Origin of the sequence: Streptomyces sp. NPDC101151 (genome assembly GCF_044768335.1) — a bacterium.
Lineage (GTDB): Bacteria > Actinomycetota > Actinomycetes > Streptomycetales > Streptomycetaceae > Streptomyces.
The window spans coordinates 235,736-253,195 of sequence record NZ_JBIWPP010000002.1; the positions used below are offsets into that span (position 1 = coordinate 235,736).

Annotated in this window: 15 protein-coding genes and 1 tRNA gene; 4 read left to right on the plus strand and 12 right to left on the minus strand. The window is 69.0% G+C overall.

Annotation, left to right across the window (positions count from 1 at the left end; genetic code table 11):
* Nucleotides 1-24: 24 nt before the first annotated feature.
* The 4 genes from ACIRU3_RS04210 to ACIRU3_RS04225 form a co-directional block, all read right to left on the minus strand.
* Nucleotides 25-1,455, minus strand: coding sequence for a GH1 family beta-glucosidase (locus tag ACIRU3_RS04210; RefSeq protein WP_404051061.1), 1,431 nt, complete (start codon nt 1,453-1,455; stop codon nt 25-27).
* A gap of 111 nt (nt 1,456-1,566) precedes the next feature.
* Nucleotides 1,567-2,463, minus strand: coding sequence for a carbohydrate ABC transporter permease (locus ACIRU3_RS04215; RefSeq protein WP_404051063.1), 897 nt, complete (start codon nt 2,461-2,463; stop codon nt 1,567-1,569).
* Nucleotides 2,460-3,485 carry a carbohydrate ABC transporter permease gene (locus ACIRU3_RS04220; protein ID WP_404051066.1) on the minus strand — a complete coding sequence of 342 codons (1,026 nt, stop codon included), beginning with the start codon at nt 3,483-3,485 and terminating at the stop codon, nt 2,460-2,462. The genes ACIRU3_RS04215 and ACIRU3_RS04220 overlap by 4 nt, the downstream gene beginning before the upstream one ends.
* Nucleotides 3,482-4,810, minus strand: coding sequence for an ABC transporter substrate-binding protein (locus tag ACIRU3_RS04225; RefSeq protein WP_404051069.1), 1,329 nt, complete (start codon nt 4,808-4,810; stop codon nt 3,482-3,484). The genes ACIRU3_RS04220 and ACIRU3_RS04225 overlap by 4 nt, the downstream gene beginning before the upstream one ends.
* A 306-nt stretch (nt 4,811-5,116) precedes the next feature.
* On the opposite strand from ACIRU3_RS04225, the gene ACIRU3_RS04230 reads away from it, so the two are divergent.
* A complete protein-coding gene (locus tag ACIRU3_RS04230) occupies nt 5,117-6,172 on the plus strand; it encodes a LacI family DNA-binding transcriptional regulator (protein ID WP_404051073.1) in 1,056 nt (351 codons plus the stop codon).
* A 1,090-nt stretch (nt 6,173-7,262) separates the two neighbouring features.
* On the opposite strand, the gene ACIRU3_RS04235 is transcribed toward ACIRU3_RS04230, so the two are convergent.
* The 5 genes from ACIRU3_RS04235 to ACIRU3_RS04255 all read right to left on the minus strand — a co-directional run bounded on the left by ACIRU3_RS04235 (nt 7,263) and on the right by ACIRU3_RS04255 (nt 10,910).
* A complete protein-coding gene (locus ACIRU3_RS04235) occupies nt 7,263-7,850 on the minus strand; it encodes a TetR/AcrR family transcriptional regulator (protein WP_404051074.1) in 588 nt (195 codons plus the stop codon).
* A 288-nt stretch (nt 7,851-8,138) separates the two neighbouring features.
* A tRNA-His gene (locus ACIRU3_RS04240) sits at nt 8,139-8,211 on the minus strand.
* Between the two features lie 108 nt (nt 8,212-8,319).
* Nucleotides 8,320-8,922 (minus strand): oligoribonuclease, encoded by a 603-nt coding sequence (gene orn / locus ACIRU3_RS04245; RefSeq protein ID WP_404051077.1) that lies wholly within the window; start codon nt 8,920-8,922, stop codon nt 8,320-8,322.
* 133 nt (nt 8,923-9,055) lie between these two features.
* Nucleotides 9,056-10,273, minus strand: a complete 1,218-nt coding sequence (locus tag ACIRU3_RS04250; RefSeq protein WP_404051080.1) for a helix-turn-helix domain-containing protein — start codon at nt 10,271-10,273, stop codon at nt 9,056-9,058.
* 379 nt (nt 10,274-10,652) lie between these two features.
* Nucleotides 10,653-10,910, minus strand: coding sequence for a hypothetical protein (locus tag ACIRU3_RS04255; protein WP_404051083.1), 258 nt, complete (start codon nt 10,908-10,910; stop codon nt 10,653-10,655).
* 315 nt (nt 10,911-11,225) lie between these two features.
* On the opposite strand from ACIRU3_RS04255, the gene ACIRU3_RS04260 reads away from it, so the two are divergent.
* Nucleotides 11,226-11,753 (plus strand): universal stress protein, encoded by a 528-nt coding sequence (locus ACIRU3_RS04260; protein ID WP_404051086.1) that lies wholly within the window; start codon nt 11,226-11,228, stop codon nt 11,751-11,753.
* 141 nt (nt 11,754-11,894) lie between these two features.
* Nucleotides 11,895-12,455 (plus strand): GPR1/FUN34/YaaH family transporter, encoded by a 561-nt coding sequence (locus tag ACIRU3_RS04265; protein ID WP_404051088.1) that lies wholly within the window; start codon nt 11,895-11,897, stop codon nt 12,453-12,455.
* A gap of 69 nt (nt 12,456-12,524) precedes the next feature.
* Here the strand turns inward: ACIRU3_RS04265 and glmS are convergent, their stop codons facing one another.
* Both glmS and ACIRU3_RS04275 read right to left on the minus strand, forming a co-directional pair.
* Entirely contained in the window at nt 12,525-14,342 is a 1,818-nt protein-coding gene (glmS, locus tag ACIRU3_RS04270) for a glutamine--fructose-6-phosphate transaminase (isomerizing) (protein ID WP_404051091.1), read from the minus strand.
* Nucleotides 14,343-14,379: 37 nt separating this feature from the next.
* A complete protein-coding gene (locus tag ACIRU3_RS04275) occupies nt 14,380-14,637 on the minus strand; it encodes a hypothetical protein (RefSeq protein ID WP_404051094.1) in 258 nt (85 codons plus the stop codon).
* Between the two features lie 165 nt (nt 14,638-14,802).
* On the opposite strand from ACIRU3_RS04275, the gene ACIRU3_RS04280 reads away from it, so the two are divergent.
* A complete protein-coding gene (locus tag ACIRU3_RS04280; protein ID WP_404051095.1) occupies nt 14,803-16,401 on the plus strand; it encodes a fibronectin type III domain-containing protein in 1,599 nt (532 codons plus the stop codon).
* Between the two features lie 74 nt (nt 16,402-16,475).
* On the opposite strand, the gene ACIRU3_RS04285 is transcribed toward ACIRU3_RS04280, so the two are convergent.
* Nucleotides 16,476-17,357, minus strand: a complete 882-nt coding sequence (locus ACIRU3_RS04285) for a DUF4429 domain-containing protein (protein ID WP_404051098.1) — start codon at nt 17,355-17,357, stop codon at nt 16,476-16,478.
* Nucleotides 17,358-17,460 lie beyond the last annotated feature (103 nt).

Here is a 17,460-nt window from a genome sequence, read left to right on the forward strand (position 1 = left end):
CGCCAGGGACCGCGCCCCGGCCCCTCAGAAGGCGGACTCCACCGGCGGCAGCGACCCCGTCCGTGCCGCGCCGCCGTACCAGCGCGCACTCGACTTCGGCGTCCGCTCCAGCGTGGCGTAGTCCACGTAGACCGCCCCGAACCGCTTTCCGAAGCCGTACGCCCACTCGAAGTTGTCCAGCAGAGACCACAGGTAGTACCCGCGGACGTCGGCGCCGTCGGTGAGGGCACGGCGGACCGCCGACAGATGGCCGTGCAGGTAGGCGATGCGCTCGGGGTCGTGCACCCGGCCGTCCGGGTCGGGCTTGTCGTCGTAGGCGGCGCCGTTCTCGGTGACGTACAGCGGCAGGCCCGGCGCCTCCCGCGCGTAGCGCATGATCAGCTCGTGCAGGCCCGTCGGGTCGATCGTCCAGCCCATCTCGGTGCGCTCGCCCGGGGTCTGGTGGAACAGCACGTCGTCGGCGCCCGGCCAGGGGGAGTGGCTGCTGGCGCCGTGACCGTCCGCGCGCGGGCCCTCGATCTTGCTGGGCGCCGCCGAGACGAGGGTCGGCGTGTAGTAGTTCAGGCCGAGTGCGTCGAGCGGCGCGTTGATCGTGCGGACGTCCCCGTCGAGGACGTACGACCAGTCGGTGACGGACGCGGTCGCCGCGAACAGCGACTTGGGGTACGCCCCGTGCAGCATCGGGCCGTGGAAGATCCCGTTGGCCAGGTCGTCGATCCGGCGGGCCGCCGCCAGGTCGGCCGGGTCCTGCGAAAGCGGCCGCACCACCGAGGAGTTGAGGCTGACGGCGATCTGGTTGCGGGCCGGCATCACCGAGCGCAGGGCCGCCGCGCCCAGCCCGTGTGCCAGGTTGAGGTGGTGGGCCGCGCGCAGGGCGGCCGCCGGGTCGGTGCGGCCGGGAGCGTGGACGCCGGAGCCGTAGCCCAGGAAGGCGCTGCACCAGGGCTCGTTGAGGGTGATCCAGTGCTCCACCCGGTCGCCCAGCGCCTCGCCGACCAGCTGCGCGTACTCGGCGAAGCGGAGCGCGGTGTCCCGCTCCGGCCAGCCGCCCGCGTCCTCCAGCTCCTGGGGCAGGTCCCAGTGGTAAAGCGTGATCGCCGGCTTGATCCCGGCGGACAGCAGCTCGTCCACCAGACGGCGGTAGAAGTCCAGGCCCACCTGGACCGCCGGGCCCCGCCCGGTGGGCTGCACCCGGGACCAGGAGACGGAGAAGCGGTAGGCGTTCAGGCCCAGCTCCGCCATCAGCGCCACGTCGTCGCGGTAGCGGTGATAGTGGTCGACGGCGACGTCACCGGTCTCGCCGCCGGCCGTCCTGCCCGGCGTATGGCTGAAGGTGTCCCAGATCGAGGGGGTGCGGCCGTCCTCCCGCACCGCCCCCTCGATCTGGTACGCGGAGGTCGCGGCGCCCCAGAGGAAGGCGGGAGGAAAGGTCACGGGGGTAACGGGTTCAGGCATGGAAGCGCTCCCATTGAGGTCGTAGGAGACCGACGAAGAGGGTGGGGGAGAGGGGGGACGAAGGGGGCCGGGGCGGCGGTGGCCCGGCCCCTGGGGCCTGGGGGAGGACGGTCAGCCCTTGATCGCGCCCTGCATGATCCCGCCCACGATCTGCTTGCCGAACAGCAGGAAGGCGATCAGCAGCGGCAGGGTGCCCAGCAGCGCGCCCGCCATGATCACCGCCTGGTCCGGGACATAGCCGGTGCCCAGCGAGTTCAGGGCCACCTGCACGGTCGGGTTCTGCTGGTTCAGCGCGATGATCGGCCACAGGAAGTCGTTCCAGGCGAACACGAAGGTCAGCAGGCCGAGTACGGCCATCGCGGGCCGTGCCGCGGGGAAGACGACGTGCCAGACGACCCGGATGCTGCTCGCCCCGTCCACCCGGGCCGCCTCGATCAGCTCCGAGGGCAGCGCCTGCACCAGATACTGCCGCATGAAGAACGTGCCGAACGCGGTCACCAGGCTCGGCAGGATCACCGTCTGCAACTGGTTCGACCAGCCCAGGTCCGACATCCACAGATACAGCGGTACGACGGCCAGCTGCGGCGGGATCATCATGGTGCCGATGGTCAGCAGCAACAGCAGGCCGGAGAACCGGAACCGCAGCTTGGCGAAGGCGAAGCCGGCCAGCGTGGAGAACAGCACGGTGCTCACGGTGATCGTGCCCGCCACGATCACCGAGTTGAACATCGCGGTGCCGAGTCCCGCCTGGTCCCAGGCGGTCTGCAGGTTCTTGAACAGGTTGCCGCCGAACCACAGCGGCGGCGGGGTCTCGGCCAGCCGCCGGTCGGTGCGCGAGGCCGCGATCGCCGTCCACACCAGCGGCGCCAGCGAGACCAGCGAGAAGACGGTCAGCACGACGTACGTCACCGGGCCCGCGTGCAGCTGCTTGCCCGCGCCCATCAGCCGGCGCCGCCGCTCCGGCTCGGCCTCGGCCGGCTGCGGGAGGGTCAGTTCACTGGTCGTCATTGGGACTTCCTCAGCCGTCGGGTGAGCAGCAGATTGACCGCGGCGATGACCAGCAGGACCAGGAACATCGACCAGGCGATCGCGGACGCCTTGCCGAGGTTGCCGATGATCCAGCCCTGGTCGTACATGTACAGACCGAGCGTCTGGTACTGGTGCTCGGAGCCGCCCTTGGACCCGCTGACCCCGCCGAACAGCAGGGGCTCACCGAAGAGCTGGGTCGCGCCGATGGTGGAGACGACGACCGTGAACAGGATCGTGGGCCTGAGCTGCGGGATCGTCACATGCCGGAACTGCTGCCAGCGGTTGGCCCCGTCGATCGCCGCCGACTCGTACAGATCGGTCGGGATCGCCTGCATCGCGGCCAGGTAGATCAGCGCGTTGTACCCGGTCCACCGCCAGATCACGATCGACGACACCGCGAACTGCGAACCCCAGTCCGACTCGCGCCAGTTGACCGGATCCACCCCGAAGAAGTGCAGGATCCAGTTGATCATGCCGCCGTCCCAGGAGTACAGCAGCGTGAACACCAGGGTCGCGGCCGCCACCGAGGTGGCGTACGGGGTCAGCATCACCACACGCCACACGGTCGAGCCGCGCAGCTTGTAGTTCAGCAGATGGGCCAGCCAGATCGCCGCCATCAGCTGGGGAACCGTGGAGATCAGACCGATGGTGAACGTGTTCGTCAGGGCGTTCCAGAAGAAGTCCGAGGACCACAGGTTCTGGTAGTTGTCCAGGCCCGCCCAGGTCTGGTGGTCCAGCGCCGACAGCTGCACGTCGTGCAGCGAGTACCAGGCCGTGTACAGCAGCGGGACCAGCGTGAACGCCCCGAACAGGACGAAGAAGGGGGCGACGAACGCGTACGGCGACGCCTTCATGTCCCAGCGGTACAGCCGGCTGCGCCAGGACTCGGCGCCCGCCGGCGTACCGCGACCGTGAGCGCCCCGGGCCGCGCCCGGCGCATCGCCGGACGCGGCCTCGGCGCTCGACGCGGTGTGCGTGAGAGCCTGCTTGGAGCCGGTCACTGGCCGAGCACGTCCTTGACTTCCTTGGTGGCGGCGTCCCAGCCCTGGTCGGGGTTCTTGCCCTTCTGCTCGACCTGGAGGATGCCGACGTCGGTGATCGCCGTGTTGATCGGCTGGTCCTTGACGCCGAAGTACTGGACCGGGATGGTCTTCGCCGAGTCGGCGAAGATCTGTGTGATCGGCGCGTCGGAGAAGTAGGCCGTGGTGTCGGCGGCCGGCTTCAGGGTCGCGTACGCCGACGGGGTCGACGGGAAGCTGGCCTGCTTGGCGAAGACCTTCGCCTGCTGCTCGGGCGCGGTCAGCCACTTGGCCAGGGCGACGGCCTCCTTCTGATGCTTGCTCGCCGTCGGCACGCCGAGGAAGGAGCCGCCCCAGTTGGACGCGGTCGGGGCCGCCGCCACGTCCCAGTTGCCCTTGCCTGAGTCACCGGACTTCTGCTCGATGTAGCCGATCATCCAGGCCGGGCAGGCGACGCTGGCGAAGGTGCCGTTGGCGAAGCCCTGGTCCCAGGTCGGGTCGAACTGCTTCAGCTTCGCCGACATGGTGCTGGTGGCGACGCTCATGGCGGTGTCCCAGGCCTTCTTCACGCCGTCGGACTTGTCCCAGATGACGTTGCCGTCCTTGTCGTAGTAACGCTCGCTGCCGCCGCCGAGGGCCGCGTTGTAGACCGAGGAGGCCGAGTCCACGAACTTGGAGCCCTTGGGCGCCTTCTTCATGTACGCCTTGCCGACGTCGACGTACTTCGCCCAGTCGCCCTTCCACTGCTCGGCGAGCTTGTTGCGGTCCGTCTCCAGGCCGGCCTTCTTGAACAGGTCCTTGCGGTAGCAGATGGCCATCGGGCCGGTGTCGGTGCCGAGCCCGATGAGCTTGCCGTCCTCGGTGGTGGCCTGGGCGTTCTTCCAGTCCAGCCACTGCGACTTGTCGACGTCCTTGCCGAGGTCGACGAACTTGTCCCCCTGCGTCTGAACGGCCTCGGTGACGTTGCCGACCTCGATGGCCTGGATGTCGTCGGTGCCGGAGCCGGCCTGGAGGCGGGTGAGCACCTTCGGCCAGTAGACGTCGGTACGAGTGGTGACGTTCTCCTTGATGTTGATGTCGGGATGGAGCTTCATGTACTCGTCGTAGAGGCCGGCCTGCTTGTAGCCGAAGACGCCGAAGGTGCCGATGGTCAGCGTGATCTTGCCCTTGCCACTGCCGTTGCCGCCGTCCGAGTTCGACGAGCCGTCGTCCGAGTCGTCGGCGCAGCCGGCCAGCAGCCCTGTGGTCAGCGCGGCGACGGCCACGAAGGCCCCCAGCCTGCGGGACCGGCGGATGCTCGTGCGCATTGCGTCCTCCTGTTGCCTGACGTGCCGACCCCCCGGCCAACTGCATGGAATCGGGCCCGTTCGTACGCGCTGCGGCTCGGGCGGGGAACGTGCGGGATGTGTATGTGTCAGGTACTGTGGGAGCGCTCCCACCAGTGATGTGTTGAAGAGTCGTCGGTTCGGGGCGGGGTGTCAAGGGAGCGGGCAAGGGCAACCGCGTTCAGTTATCGGGCTGTTAACCGGACCCGCTCGGGCCGGCACCGGCGCCGGACGGGCCTGTTAGATTCCAGGCCAGCTGGGATGCTGGTGTCGAGAAAGGCGGAGCCCATGGCAGGCCACGGAGCGCGGAGCCGGAGCGGTGGGCGGCCCACGCTCGAGGAGGTTGCCGCCCGGGCCGGGGTCGGCCGGGGCACGGTCTCGCGCGTGATCAACGGTTCGCCCCGGGTCAGTGACGCGACCCGCGCGGCGGTCGAGGCCGCGGTCGCCGAACTCGGCTACGTGCCCAACACCGCGGCCCGCGCCCTCGCGGCCAACCGCACCGACGCCATCGCGCTGGTCGTCCCCGAGCCGGAGACCCGGTTCTTCGCGGAGCCGTACTTCTCGGACATGCTGCGGGGCGTCGGCAGCGAACTCTCCGACACGGAGATGCAGTTGCTGCTGATCTTCGCGGGCAGTGACCGGGAGCGGCAGCGTCTCGCGCAGTACCTGGCGGCCCACCGTGTGGACGGTGTTCTGCTGGTCTCGGTCCACGCCGACGATCCGCTGCCCGACCTGCTCGCCCAGCTGGAGATCCCGGCGGTGATCAGCGGTCCGCGCTCGGCCGCCGAGACGCTCACCTCGGTGGACTCGGACAACTACGGCGGGGGCCGCTCGGCCGTGGAGCACCTGCTCGCCCGGGGCTGCCGCCGGATCGCGCACATCACCGGCCGCCTGGATGTCTACGGTGCCCAGCGCCGCGTCGACGGCTACCGTGACGCCCTGCGGGACGCGGGCCGGAAGGCGGACGAACTCCTCGTCGAGCCGGGGGACTTCACCGAGGAGGGCGGCCGGCGGGCGATGACCACGCTGCTGGAGCGGTACCCGGACCTGGACGCGGTCTTCGCCGGGTCCGACGTGATGGCGGCGGGGGCCCGGCAGGTGCTGCGCGAGGTGGGACGCCGTATCCCCGACGACGTGGCGCTGGTCGGTTACGACGACTCGGCCATCGCCCGCCACATGGATCCGCCACTGACCAGCGTCCGTCAGCCCATCGAGGAGATGGGCCGCGCGATGATCGACCTGCTGCTCGCGGAGATCGCCGACCGCCGCCCGGCCGTGTCCCGGGGGCTGGAGCGGCGGCACGCGGTGCTGCCCACGGAGCTGGTGGCGCGGGCGTCGTCGTGAGCGGGGCTCACGGGCGGCCCGCGGACGCCGTGCGCCGGTCCGCGGCCGCACCCTTCGCCGGCCGATTCCTCACCACTTCGCCCGTGTCGCTCATCATGCGGGACGCGGCTTGTTCATTCTCGTCCAACGTCTCGTGAGATCCATTTCCATGGTGCTCACGGCGTCCATGAATTCCTGGAGAATCTCCTCGGTCACCTCAAGTGTGATGGGGAGACCTCCCTTCAGTAGAATTCCCTTGACCGCGCCCCGGTGGGCCGGTGCCGGCAGGTAGGTGTAAGAACCCAGCCGCATGGACTGCCTTCCGGCCGGATGTGACACGTCCTTGGCGGGTTCGATCGCTTCCCCCCTCGATGTCTTCGTCATATTGCCACTAACGCCGCTTTTCGGCGGTGGATGCGCGGCGAACGGGTGAAGGATTAAGCGGACAAGCACCTTGTTCCGGTACCGGCCGACCCTGTGTGCAACTGTATGAAGAATGAAAAGGCGGGTGGTGTGCTGCGGGTGGAATTCAGTGGAGAAATGTTTCCCCTGAGTGCGGCGGGGATTCGGCGATGCCGGGCGAGAACGAAGCGGGCCACCCGGATGGGCGCTCCGCCCTCCTGCGGACCCGTACCTCAGGTGTCCTTGCCGTCGGTGGATGTCGAGGCATCGCTCAATGCTCGGACGTTGCGCTGCAATACCTCCACCATGCGCCGCCGCCGTCGCAATTCCCTGCTGTCGATCGGCCGCATTCGACACTGGTACGGTGGCACGAAAATTGACCCTGTGGTGCATAGGGAAGCGCAAACGATTAGCGTCCAGACGACGATGTTCCACATGTTTTCTCCTCCGGGACCCGCAAACAAGGTCGCAGCCTATCCAAGACGGAACAGGCCGCAGGAAATACACGCGATACTCGGTGAGGTGTCACTCGAAGAGCCGGAAGGGGAGTTGTCCGATTCCCTGGAGGCAGCATCGTTTCTCCTCTTTCCCGTCGCCGGAAATGCTTACCGGACTTCGAGAACTTGCCCCGGTGGTCCCGGGTGGCGATCCACCGGGTGATGGCCGACAAAATGAGCCGAGAACTCACCGGAGAATCCGGAGCCCCGGATCAGTCGCGGGGGCGTACCGACTCCCAGCCCCGCTCCAGCAGGTCGAACGCCGCGTCGACGGCGGCTTCCGGGCTGGGGGAGGTGCCGGCCAGGGCGCGGGTCTCCAGGGCGAGGTGGGCCAGGGCCGCGCAGGCCGGGTCGTCGGCAGGGGCGCCGATGTCGGCGGCGAGGGCCTCGGCGAGGGCGCGTTCGTGCCGCATCCACATGCCGCGGTGGTAGTCGATCAGCGCCGGGGTGCTGTGGACCAGCCGCTGGAAGGCGGCGATCTGCTCCTCGTGCTCCGTCTTGAAGGACCGTGCGCCCAGCATGTGGGTGCGCAGGGCCTCGACGGCAGAGGTGTCCGGTGACCGCTCCCGGACCGCCGCGACCAGGGCGGACTCGATGTCCGGGTCCATGTCGAAGAGCAGCGCCTCCTTGCTCGGGAAGTGCTTGAAGAGGGTCGTCGTGGAGACGTCCGCGGCCTCGGCCACGTCCCTGATGCTCACCTTGTCGAAGCCGTGCTCCAGGAACAGCTCCAGGGCCGCGTCCGCCAGCGCCTTGCGGGTTGCGGCCTTCTTGCGTTCGCGGCGTCCCATGGTCTCGGTCATGCCCGCAGGGTACCCGCTCGATTGCCTCGCTTCAGAAGGTGAGTCGTTGCACTTGTTTATCGAGTGTGCCTCGCCCGGTGGGCATCGAGTGTGCTCAAGCCCTCTGGGTGCCGGTCGACATCGGCGCGGTCATGTTCGCCGCCGTGGAGCGGCGCACCCCCGAACCTCTGCTCCCGCCCGGCGGGTTCACGGGCCACCGCAACTCCCCGCTCGTCGTGGGCCTGTTGCCCCGGAAACGAAATCAGCCGGTGACCCGTCCTTCGACGGAGTCACCGGCTGATTACTCAGGGTGAGTGACGGGACTCGAACCCGCGGCATCCTGGACCACAACCAGGTGCTCTACCAGCTGAGCTACACCCACCATGACCGGCAGTTCGGGGAATGCTTTCCCCGACCGGCCGAGAAGAAGTCTACAGGGTCCGCAGGGGTGCTCGCGCACAGGTTTTCGCGCGCACCTCCGAGGTCGCCGCTACTGCCCGGGCACCACGTGCTTGGCGGCGATCGACCTGGCGGTGTCGGAGTCCGGGCCGGGCTGCGGGACGAAGACGGCCTCGCGGTAGTAGCGCAGTTCGGCGATCGACTCGCGGATGTCGGCGAGGGCGCGGTGGTTGCCGTTCTTCTCCGGGCTGTTGAAGTAGGCCCGCGGGTACCAGCGCCGTGCCAGCTCCTTGATGCTGGAGACGTCCACGATCCGGTAGTGGAGGTAGTCCTCCAGGGTCGGCATGTCCCGCAGCAGGAAGCCGCGGTCGGTGCCGACGGAGTTGCCGCACAGCGGGGCCTTGCCGGGCTCCTTCACATGCTCCCGGACATAGGCGAGGACCTGCTCCTCGGCTTCGGTCAGCGTCGTGCCGCCGGCCAGCTCCTCCAGCAGCCCGGACGCGGTGTGCATCTGACGCACCACGTCCGGCATCGTCTCCAGCGCCGAGTCCGGGGGACGGATGACGATGTCCACCCCCTCGCCGAGTACGTTCAGCTCGGAGTCGGTGACGAGGGCGGCCACCTCGATGAGAGCGTCGTCGGACAGCGAGAGGCCGGTCATCTCGCAGTCGATCCACACCATGCGATCGTTCATGTGTCTCACCTTACGGCGAGCCGCCGCGAGCCGGACCGGGCATGCGGTGACGACCTTGTCGTGGGCGGTCACGCGAGGCACATGAACAAGGGGGGCGGAGTACTGCTCCGCCCCCCTTGTCCCTGCGATCCGTTCAGTTGCCGCTGCGCGGACCCGGTAGCAGGCTCACCGCACCGGCGGCCTGGCGTCGGCTCTGCATCGGCACCCCGCTGTCCCGCTCCGGGTGCAGCAGGGCGGGAGTGCCCAGCGGCCCGTGACCGGGCAGACCGACGGGTGCGCCCGCCGGGCCGGACTGGGGCACCGGCGGCTCCGGGTCACCGTGCCTGTCCCCCTGCGGCCGGCGGGCCCGGTAGGCGGCCCGGTAGGCGGCGGGGGACGAGCCGAGCTGACGGCGGAAGTGCCCGCGCAGCGCGACCGGTGAACGGAAGCCGCAACGGCCCGCCACCTCGTCCACCGAGTAGTCCGACGTCTCCAGCAGCCGCTGCGCCTGCAGCACCCGCTGGGTGATCAGCCACTGCAGCGGGGCGCTGCCGGTGAGCGAGCGGAACCGGCGGTCGAACGTACGGCGGCTCATATAGGCGCGTGCCGCCAGTGTCTCCACGTCGAACTGCTCGTGGAGGTGTTCCAGCGCCCAGGCGACGACCTCGGCAAGCGGGTCGGCGCCGATCTCCTCTGGTAAAGACCTGTCGAGGTAGCGCTCCTGACCGCCGCTGCGGCGCGGCGGGACCACCAGACGGCGGGCGAGCGCGCCGGCCGCCTCGTTGCCGTGGTCCGTCCGCACGATGTGCAGACACAGGTCGATCCCCGCGGCCGTACCGGCCGAGGTCAGTACGTCGCCGTCGTCGACGAACAGTTCACGTGGATCCACGTGAACCGACGGATAGCGCTTGGCCAGCGTCGGCGCGTACATCCAGTGTGTGGTCGCCGGGCGGCCGTCCAGCAGGCCGGCTGCCGCCAGGACGAAGGCCCCGGTGCACAGCCCGACGATGCGGGCACCCTCTTCGTGCGCGCGACGCAACGCGTCGAGCGCCTCCTCCGGCGGCGGCGAGGTGATCGAGCGCCAGGCCGGTACGACGACCGTACCCGCCCGCGAGATCGCCTCGAGCCCATGCGGTGCGGTGAGTTCCAGGCCCCCTGTGGTCCGCAGCGGGCCTTCCTCGCCGGCGCAGACAAGCAGTCTGTAGCGCGGCACGCCGGCGTCCTGGCGGTCAATCCCGAACACCGACAGTGGTATGGAACTCTCGAAGATGGGGCCGCCGCTGAACAGCAGCACCGCGACGATCTCCTTGCGGCGTCGCCCGGAGAGTTTCCGGGCCGCGGCTTCCGGCGCGGCAGTGGAGTCGTGGCTCATCCTGCTAAGCCCCCCTCGGTGGTCGCGGCTCCTCGGTTGTGTCGCTCCTGCACGTTTCCCCTCGGTCCTGCACGAGTCCCCCGCCGTAAAGACAGTCAAGATCGAATCTACTGGCCTCCGCGGTCTCACGGTGGCCAGTTCGACACGCCGGACATTGTCGACATGACAACTTGGCGTGAAGCATTCGATCACGAAGGGTTGCACTCGTGGGCCGTGCAGGGAAGTGCGCCTTGTCGCAGTGGCCAAACCGCGTAGGGTGCGCGGGTCGCCTCAGACCCTTTCCCTGCAGGTGGAACGGGGGTTGGGGGGTGGGTGCGACCCCTCCGGAGCGGTATTCAGAAGTTGGCCGAAAAGAAGCGCTCAGGGGTGCAAAAACCGGTCAGTCGACCGGTGTCTCCCCCTTGGTGTGACGTCCGCCTCTTTGCGCGGTGCAACGCTCGGACCGCCGCAGCAGAACGCGGCAGACGGCCGTGACGGCGGCGAGGCCGAGGGCGGTACCGGCGGCGCCGGCGAGCGAGGTGCCGTACCAGACGAGGATCACGGGAACGAGGACACAGCTGAAGGCCGCCCAGCGGATCACGTCGCTCGTGGTGTCCGCGGCGGGGCGCGGGTCGGTGGTGGAGCGGCGTCCGGACATCTCGTACTCCCTGTGGCGGTGGCTCACCGGGTTCAACGCGTGTTCGATCGGTCGGTCACCGGCAGTCGCTCCGGGGATCCTGTGCAAACCGCCTGTACGGGGCAGCAACCATTGCGTTACGGGCGCCGCTCGTGCATGCTCCGGGGAACCCCCACGGACATCCGGGGACCGCTCACGGAGCGTGCGCAGGAACTGTGCAGAGGAGGCGTGCCGCCGTACCCTTGGGGGTATGGGGTTGGGAAGACGAATCCCGGACACAGCTCCGCTGCACGATGTCACCCCCCACCCACAAAGGATCACAACGCCGAGACAGCCATGGCCGGTCACGAATTCTTCGAACCCGCGGACCGCAAGCGGCCCGTCGCCGATCCCACGGCGGCCGAGCCCCTGGCGGCGGAAGACTCCCGTCCTTCGTGCGACCCCGCCTTCAAGCACGGCGTGGTCGTCGGCTTCGACGGCTCGACGTCCAGTGAGCGCGCCCTCGCCTATGCGATCGGCATGGCTCACCGCTCCCGATCGGGTCTGATCATCGTCCATGTGGCCAACCGGCTGCCCACCACCGTGTGGGCCGGCTGTGAGCCGCCCGTCTTCGTCGACGTGCCGGACCACCGCACCGAGGTGCTCGGTCTGGAACTGGCCTGCGCGGAGTATCTGGCCGAGGTGCCCTGGATCCTGGTCGAGCGCGGCGGGGACATCTGCCACGAACTCGAAGAGGTGGGACGGGAGTACGAGGCCGACGCGATCGTGGTCGGCTCGACGCACGGCATCGTCGGCCGGATCTTCGGCTCCGTGGCCGGGCGGCTCGCCAAGCGGGCGCAGCGGCCCGTGATCGTCATTCCCTGAGCTTTCCGACTCTCCGTCAACTGCCTTTGTGCCGACTCCCTTTGTGCAGCGCGAAACTACTCGCGCGTAGAGGTGTTTGTGCCCTTGTGAAGGGCATATATCGGTCACCGCGCAACTGCACATGCAAGAAGGGAGCCCGCAGTGGACAACGACGTCTCCGCGGGAAGCGGAAACACCACGGTGGTCGGCCGACTCGCTCTGGGGATAACCCTGTTGGCGTTCGGGCTCGGCACGACCGGCGTGATCGACGGCGTGGGGGCATCCGACGCCGTGTCACTTGCTCATTATGTGGGCGGCGTCGCCCTCTTCCTCGTCGGTCTGCTGGCCTTCCGCGATCGTGACAGCGCCTCAGGCACCGGCTTCGTGGCCCTCGGCGCGCTCTGGTTCACCTGGGCCGTCGCGGGTCAGATGTCGGCCAACGGGGCCGGACTCTTCCTGCTTCTGTTCGCCCTCGTGGCTCTCACCCTGACCCTCGCGGGCGGGGACACCCTCGGACAGGCCATGCACGGGTTGCTGTTCCTGGCGATGCTGCTGCTCGCCGTCGCGCAGTTCGCGGACAGCTCCTCGCTGGCCAAGGTCGGCGGCTGGGTCGCCGCCCTTGGCGGCGCACTGGCCTGGTACGCGGCGACGGCGGCGCTCGCGCACTGGCCGACGACGCTGCCCCGGCGTGCTGCGGGCCGGGGGGTGACGGCCACCGGCTGATGAGAGCAGCACTGAAGGGACCCCCACGTGACGGTGGCACACGTGGGGGTCCGTTCTGTCCGGGGTGGGCTACTCCACCGTCACCGACTTGGCGAGGTTCCGCGGCTTGTCGATGTCCCGGCCGAGGGCTTTCGCCGTGTGGTACGCCAGCAGCTGCAGCGGGATGCCCATCAGGATCGGGTCCAGTTCGTCCTCGTTCTTCGGGACCACGATCGTCTGGTCGGCCTTCTCCTGGTGCTGGTGGGCCACCGCGAGGATCCTGCCGCTGCGGGCCTTGATCTCCTCCAGGGCCGCGCGGTTCTTCTCCAGGAGATCGTCGTCGGGGACGATCGCGACCGTGGGGAGAGCCGGCTCGATGAGGGCCAGGGGGCCGTGCTTGAGCTCGGAGGCAGGGTAGGCCTCGGCGTGGATGTACGAGACCTCCTTCAGCTTCAGGGAGGCCTCGCGGGCCACCGGGTAGCCCCGGACGCGGCCGACGAAGAGCATCGAGCGGGCCTCGGCGTACTGCTCGGCCAGCTTCTTGATCTCCTCCTCCTGCTTCAGGATCTCGGTGATCTGCTCCGGCAGCTTGCGCAGCCCCTCGATGATCCGCTTGCCGTCGCGGACCGAGAGGTCGCGGGTGCGGCCCAGGTGCAGCGCGAGCAGGGCGAAGGCGACCGTGGTGTTCGTGAAGCACTTCGTCGACACGACGCAGACCTCCGGGCCCGCGTGGACGTAGATCCCGGCGTCCGCCTCCCGTGCGATCGCCGAGCCGACGACGTTGACGACGCCGAAGACCCGGGCGCCCTTGCGCTTCAGCTCCTGCACGGCGGCCAGCACGTCGTACGTCTCACCCGACTGGGAGACCGCGACGTAGAGGGTTTCGGGGTCCACCACCGCGTTGCGGTAGCGGAACTCGGAGGCCGGCTCGGCGTCGGCGGGGATGCGGGCCAGCTCCTCGATCATCTGGGCGCCGATCATGCCCGCGTGGTACGAGGTGCCGCAGCCGAGGATCTTCACGCGGCGGATCTGCCGGGCCTCGCGGGCGTCCAGGTTGAGCCCGCCGAGGTGCACGGTGGAGAAGCGGTCGTCGATGCGGCCGCGCAGTACGCGGTCCACGGCGTCGGCCTGCTCGTGGATCTCCTTGTGCATGTAGGTGTCGTGGCCGCCCATGTCGTACGAGGCGGCCTCCCACTCCACGGTGGTCGGCTCGGCCGCGGTGCGGGTGCCCTCCGTGGTGTAGGTGCGGAAGTCGTCGGCCTTGAGGGTGGCCATCTCGCCGTCGTCCAGCGTCACTATCTGCCGGGTGTGGGCGACCAGAGCGGCGATGTCCGAGGCGACGAACATCTCCTTCTCGCCGATGCCGAGGACCACCGGGGAGCCGTTTCGGGCCACCACGATGCGGTCGGAGAAGTCGGCGTGCATCACCGCGATGCCGTAGGTGCCCTCGATCAGACGCAGTACCTGGCGGACCTTCTCCTCCAGGGTCTCGGCCTGGGAGCGGGCGATCAGGTGGGTGAGCACCTCGGTGTCGGTCTCGGAGAGGAACTCGACGCCGTCAGCCTCCAGCTTGCGACGCAGGTCGGAGGCGTTGTCGATGATGCCGTTGTGCACGACGGCGACCTTCTGGTCGGCCGACATGTGCGGGTGGGCGTTCAGGTCGGAGGGGGCGCCGTGGGTGGCCCAGCGGGTGTGGGCGATGCCGGTGGTGCCCTTGAACCGCGCCGGGACCTTCGCCTCCAGGTCGCGCACCCGGCCCTTGGCCTTGACCATCTTCAGGCCGGCCGTTTTCGGGGAGGTGACGACGATGCCCGCCGAGTCGTAGCCCCGGTACTCCAGGCGCTGCAGGCCCTCCAGGAGCAGGGGGGCCACGTCACGCTTCCCGATGTATCCGACAATTCCGCACATATATAGGTATCCCTCAGCCTGTCGTCCCGACTGGTTCTCAGCCGTAGACCATGCGGCGCAGCTGCCTGAGCGTCAGCTCCGGCGGCGCCACCGCCCGGTATTTCAGGTCCGCCTCGATCTGTTCGAAGATCTCCGTGTTCTGCAGGCCCTGGGTCTGCAGCTCGCGGTGGCGGCGACGGACGTAGTCCCGCGTCGTCTCGTCGAAATAGGCGAGCACGTCCTGGATCACCCGCAGCGCCTCGCCCCGGTTCAGGGGCGTGGACCGCGCCAGATGATCGACAAGTTCCTCGTGCACCCGGTAGATCCTGAGGTACCGGCGCCAGTTTCGCAAGAATCGTGCCCGATTTCGGGCAACGGCCTGTTGAAACTCTTATGGTGCTCTGTTCGCAAGCTGTCCATCCTGCGTCTTGTGCCGCGTTGCCCGGACGCACGAGTTTCAGACGCCATGGACATTCCTCGTATGGGAGTACCCGAGAAGCTGGCCGAGCGCATGAGCATGGCCGAGCAGCACGAGTACCTGCGCGCCAGATTCTCGCGGCGCACCATGATCAGGGGCGGCGCCGTCACGCTGGGCGCCGTCACCGGTGGCGCCTTCGTCGCGGGCGGCACGGCCCAGGCCGCCGTACCGACCCAGGGGGTACCTCCCACGCCCTTCAGGCAGTGGGGGAGCACCGCCCCCGTCACCGAGTCGGTCGACGGCGCGCACGTCGCCCCGTTCGGCCGCCACCTCGCGTGGGGCAACGACCCGCGCACCGAGATCACCGTCTCCTGGCAGGTCCCGGTCGCGGTGAAGAACCCGTTCATCCGCATCGGCGCCCACCCCTGGGACCTCTCCCGCAAGATCCCCGCCGAGGTCCGCAGCCTCTACACCCCGGCCGGCGTCGGCGCGAGCGGCGACCACACCCAGTACTACGTCCACGCCAAGCTCAGCCACCTGCGCCCCGGCCAGACCTACTACTACGGCGTGGGCCACCAGGGCTTCGACCCGGCCGAGCGGCACCTGCTGGGCACCCTGGGCACCTTCACCACCGCCCCCGCCCACAAGGCGCCGTTCACCTTCACGGCCTTCGGCGACCAGGGCGTCAGCTACCACGCCCTGGCCAACGACAGCCTGATCCTGGGCCAGAACCCGGCCTTCCACCTGCACGCCGGCGACATCGCCTACGGCGACCCGTCCGGCGCGGGCAAGACCACCGACACCGGCTTCGACTCGCGCACCTGGGACCAGTTCCTGTACCAGACCGAGTCGGTCGCCAAGCAGGTCCCGTGGATGGTCTCGTACGGCAACCACGACATGGAGGCCTGGTACTCGCCGAACGGCTACGGCGGCGAGGAGGCCCGCTGGACCCTGCCCGACAACGGTCCGGACAAGAAGAACCTGCCGGGCGTCTACTCCTTCGTCTACGGCAACACGGCGATCATCTCGCTGGACCCCAACGACGTCTCCTTCGAGATCCCGGCGAACCTGGGCATCTCTGGCGGAACCCAGACGAAATGGTTCGAGGGCCAGCTGAAGAAGTACCGCGCCTCGAAGGACATCGACTTCATCATCGTGTTCTTCCACCACTGTGCGTACTGCACCTCCACCGCGCACGCCTCGGAGGGGGGCGTGCGCCAGGAGTGGGTGCCGCTGTTCGACAAGTATTCGGTCGACCTGGTCATCAACGGCCACAACCACCAGTACGAGCGCACGGACGTGATCAAGGACAACAAGGTCGTCAAGAAGCTGCCGATCGGCGAGACGGCCTACTCCGAGACCGAGGGCGTGGTGTACGTCACGGCGGGTGCGGCGGGCCGCAGCCTGTACGCCTTCAGCGCCCCGGACTCGTACGAGGGTCACGAGAACGAGGTCGACTCCGTGGCCTCCTTCGTCAACCTCAAGGACGGCAAGCAGAACGAGACCGTCGCCTGGTCGCGCGTGCGCTACCTGAACTACTCGTTCCTGCGCGTGGACGTCACCCCCGCACCGCGGGGCCGCTACACCACGCTGAAGGTCCAGGGCATCGCCGAGACCGGTGACCGGATCGACCACTTCACGGTGGCGCGCCGGGCGAAGTAGGCATCCCTCTGCGGCCTCCGGGCGCGGGCCACGGCCCCGCCCGGACGGCAGGGCACAGGCATCGCGGGCGGTCCTCACATGCGCTTGAGGACCGCCCGCTTGGCCAGGGTGAACTCCTCGTCCGTCAGCACCCCCGAGCGGTGCAGCTCGCCCAGCTCGCGCAGCCGCCGGAGCAGTGCGTCATGGTCGTCCTCGGCCGAGGGCGTCTTCGTGAGCCGGGGCGGCTCGGGCCGTGGGTCCGTCCCGTCGGCCGGGGCCGACGGGTGTGGCAGCCGGGCCCGGACGGCCGCCGCCACCAGGGCCATCAGCGGGTCCTTCTTGAAGCCCCACAGCTCGACCGCGTTGGGGTCGTACTTGGGGGGTGCCGTGGCGGGGGCGCCGCGTACCCGGAACCGCAGATGTCCGTTCTCCAGACCGGCGGCCGGCTGCCATTCCACGCCGACGATCTCGCCGAGCGGGATCGCCCGGGGTCCGGTGGCGGACTTGGCCTCCTCCGTCTTCCAGTTCCACTCCAGCCGCACCCACTCCCCGTCGAAGCCCGCCGTGGCGTCGCCGGCGGACGCGGACACCGGGAGCGGCGGGCCGGGCAGCAGGAACCCGGACACCGGGTCGGCGGAAACCCCCTCCAGCAGCAGGGCATTGCGCACCGCGTCCGCGAAGTACTCGGCGACGCCGTACCGGTCGGACTCCACGGTGAGCAGATAGGGGTCGTCGCCCTCGGCGAGCCGGCCGCCGGTGGCGTGCAGCAGCGGGTCGGCGCCGTCGCGCAGCCTCAGCCGCAGCCGCCCCGACTTCCTGCCCTGCTCGAAGGAGACGGCCGCCAACGCGCCCAGTGGGACGACGAGTTCACCCAGTGACCTGCGCAGCAGGCCGATGTTCTTGTCCCGGCCCGGGGTCAGCCGCAGGGTGTCGCCGTCGAAGGCCCAGGTGCCGTCCTTCTGGATGATTTCCGCCATGCGGGGATTGTTTCACCGGATCTGCGGGAGAGTGGTCTTTACCATTCCTGAAGGGAGCGCATGTGAGACGGCACCACAGCACGACTCCCCGACTGACCCGTGT

Coding starts and splice junctions, on each gene's coding strand:
- ACIRU3_RS04235 (WP_404051074.1), bottom strand. CDS start 7,850: ATGACCGAGACCATGGGACGCCGCGAACGCAAGAAGGCCGCAACCCGC.
- ACIRU3_RS04255 (WP_404051083.1), bottom strand. CDS start 10,910: ATGTCCGGACGCCGCTCCACCACCGACCCGCGCCCCGCCGCGGACACC.
- ACIRU3_RS04285 (WP_404051098.1), bottom strand. CDS start 17,357: ATGGCGGAAATCATCCAGAAGGACGGCACCTGGGCCTTCGACGGCGAC.
- ACIRU3_RS04260 (WP_404051086.1), top strand. CDS start 11,226: ATGGCCGGTCACGAATTCTTCGAACCCGCGGACCGCAAGCGGCCCGTC.
- ACIRU3_RS04215 (WP_404051063.1), bottom strand. CDS start 2,463: ATGACGACCAGTGAACTGACCCTCCCGCAGCCGGCCGAGGCCGAGCCG.
- glmS (WP_404051091.1), bottom strand. CDS start 14,342: ATGTGCGGAATTGTCGGATACATCGGGAAGCGTGACGTGGCCCCCCTG.
- ACIRU3_RS04225 (WP_404051069.1), bottom strand. CDS start 4,810: ATGCGCACGAGCATCCGCCGGTCCCGCAGGCTGGGGGCCTTCGTGGCC.
- ACIRU3_RS04250 (WP_404051080.1), bottom strand. CDS start 10,273: ATGAGCCACGACTCCACTGCCGCGCCGGAAGCCGCGGCCCGGAAACTC.
- ACIRU3_RS04230 (WP_404051073.1), top strand. CDS start 5,117: ATGGCAGGCCACGGAGCGCGGAGCCGGAGCGGTGGGCGGCCCACGCTC.
- ACIRU3_RS04210 (WP_404051061.1), bottom strand. CDS start 1,455: ATGCCTGAACCCGTTACCCCCGTGACCTTTCCTCCCGCCTTCCTCTGG.
- ACIRU3_RS04280 (WP_404051095.1), top strand. CDS start 14,803: ATGGGAGTACCCGAGAAGCTGGCCGAGCGCATGAGCATGGCCGAGCAG.
- orn (WP_404051077.1), bottom strand. CDS start 8,922: ATGAACGATCGCATGGTGTGGATCGACTGCGAGATGACCGGCCTCTCG.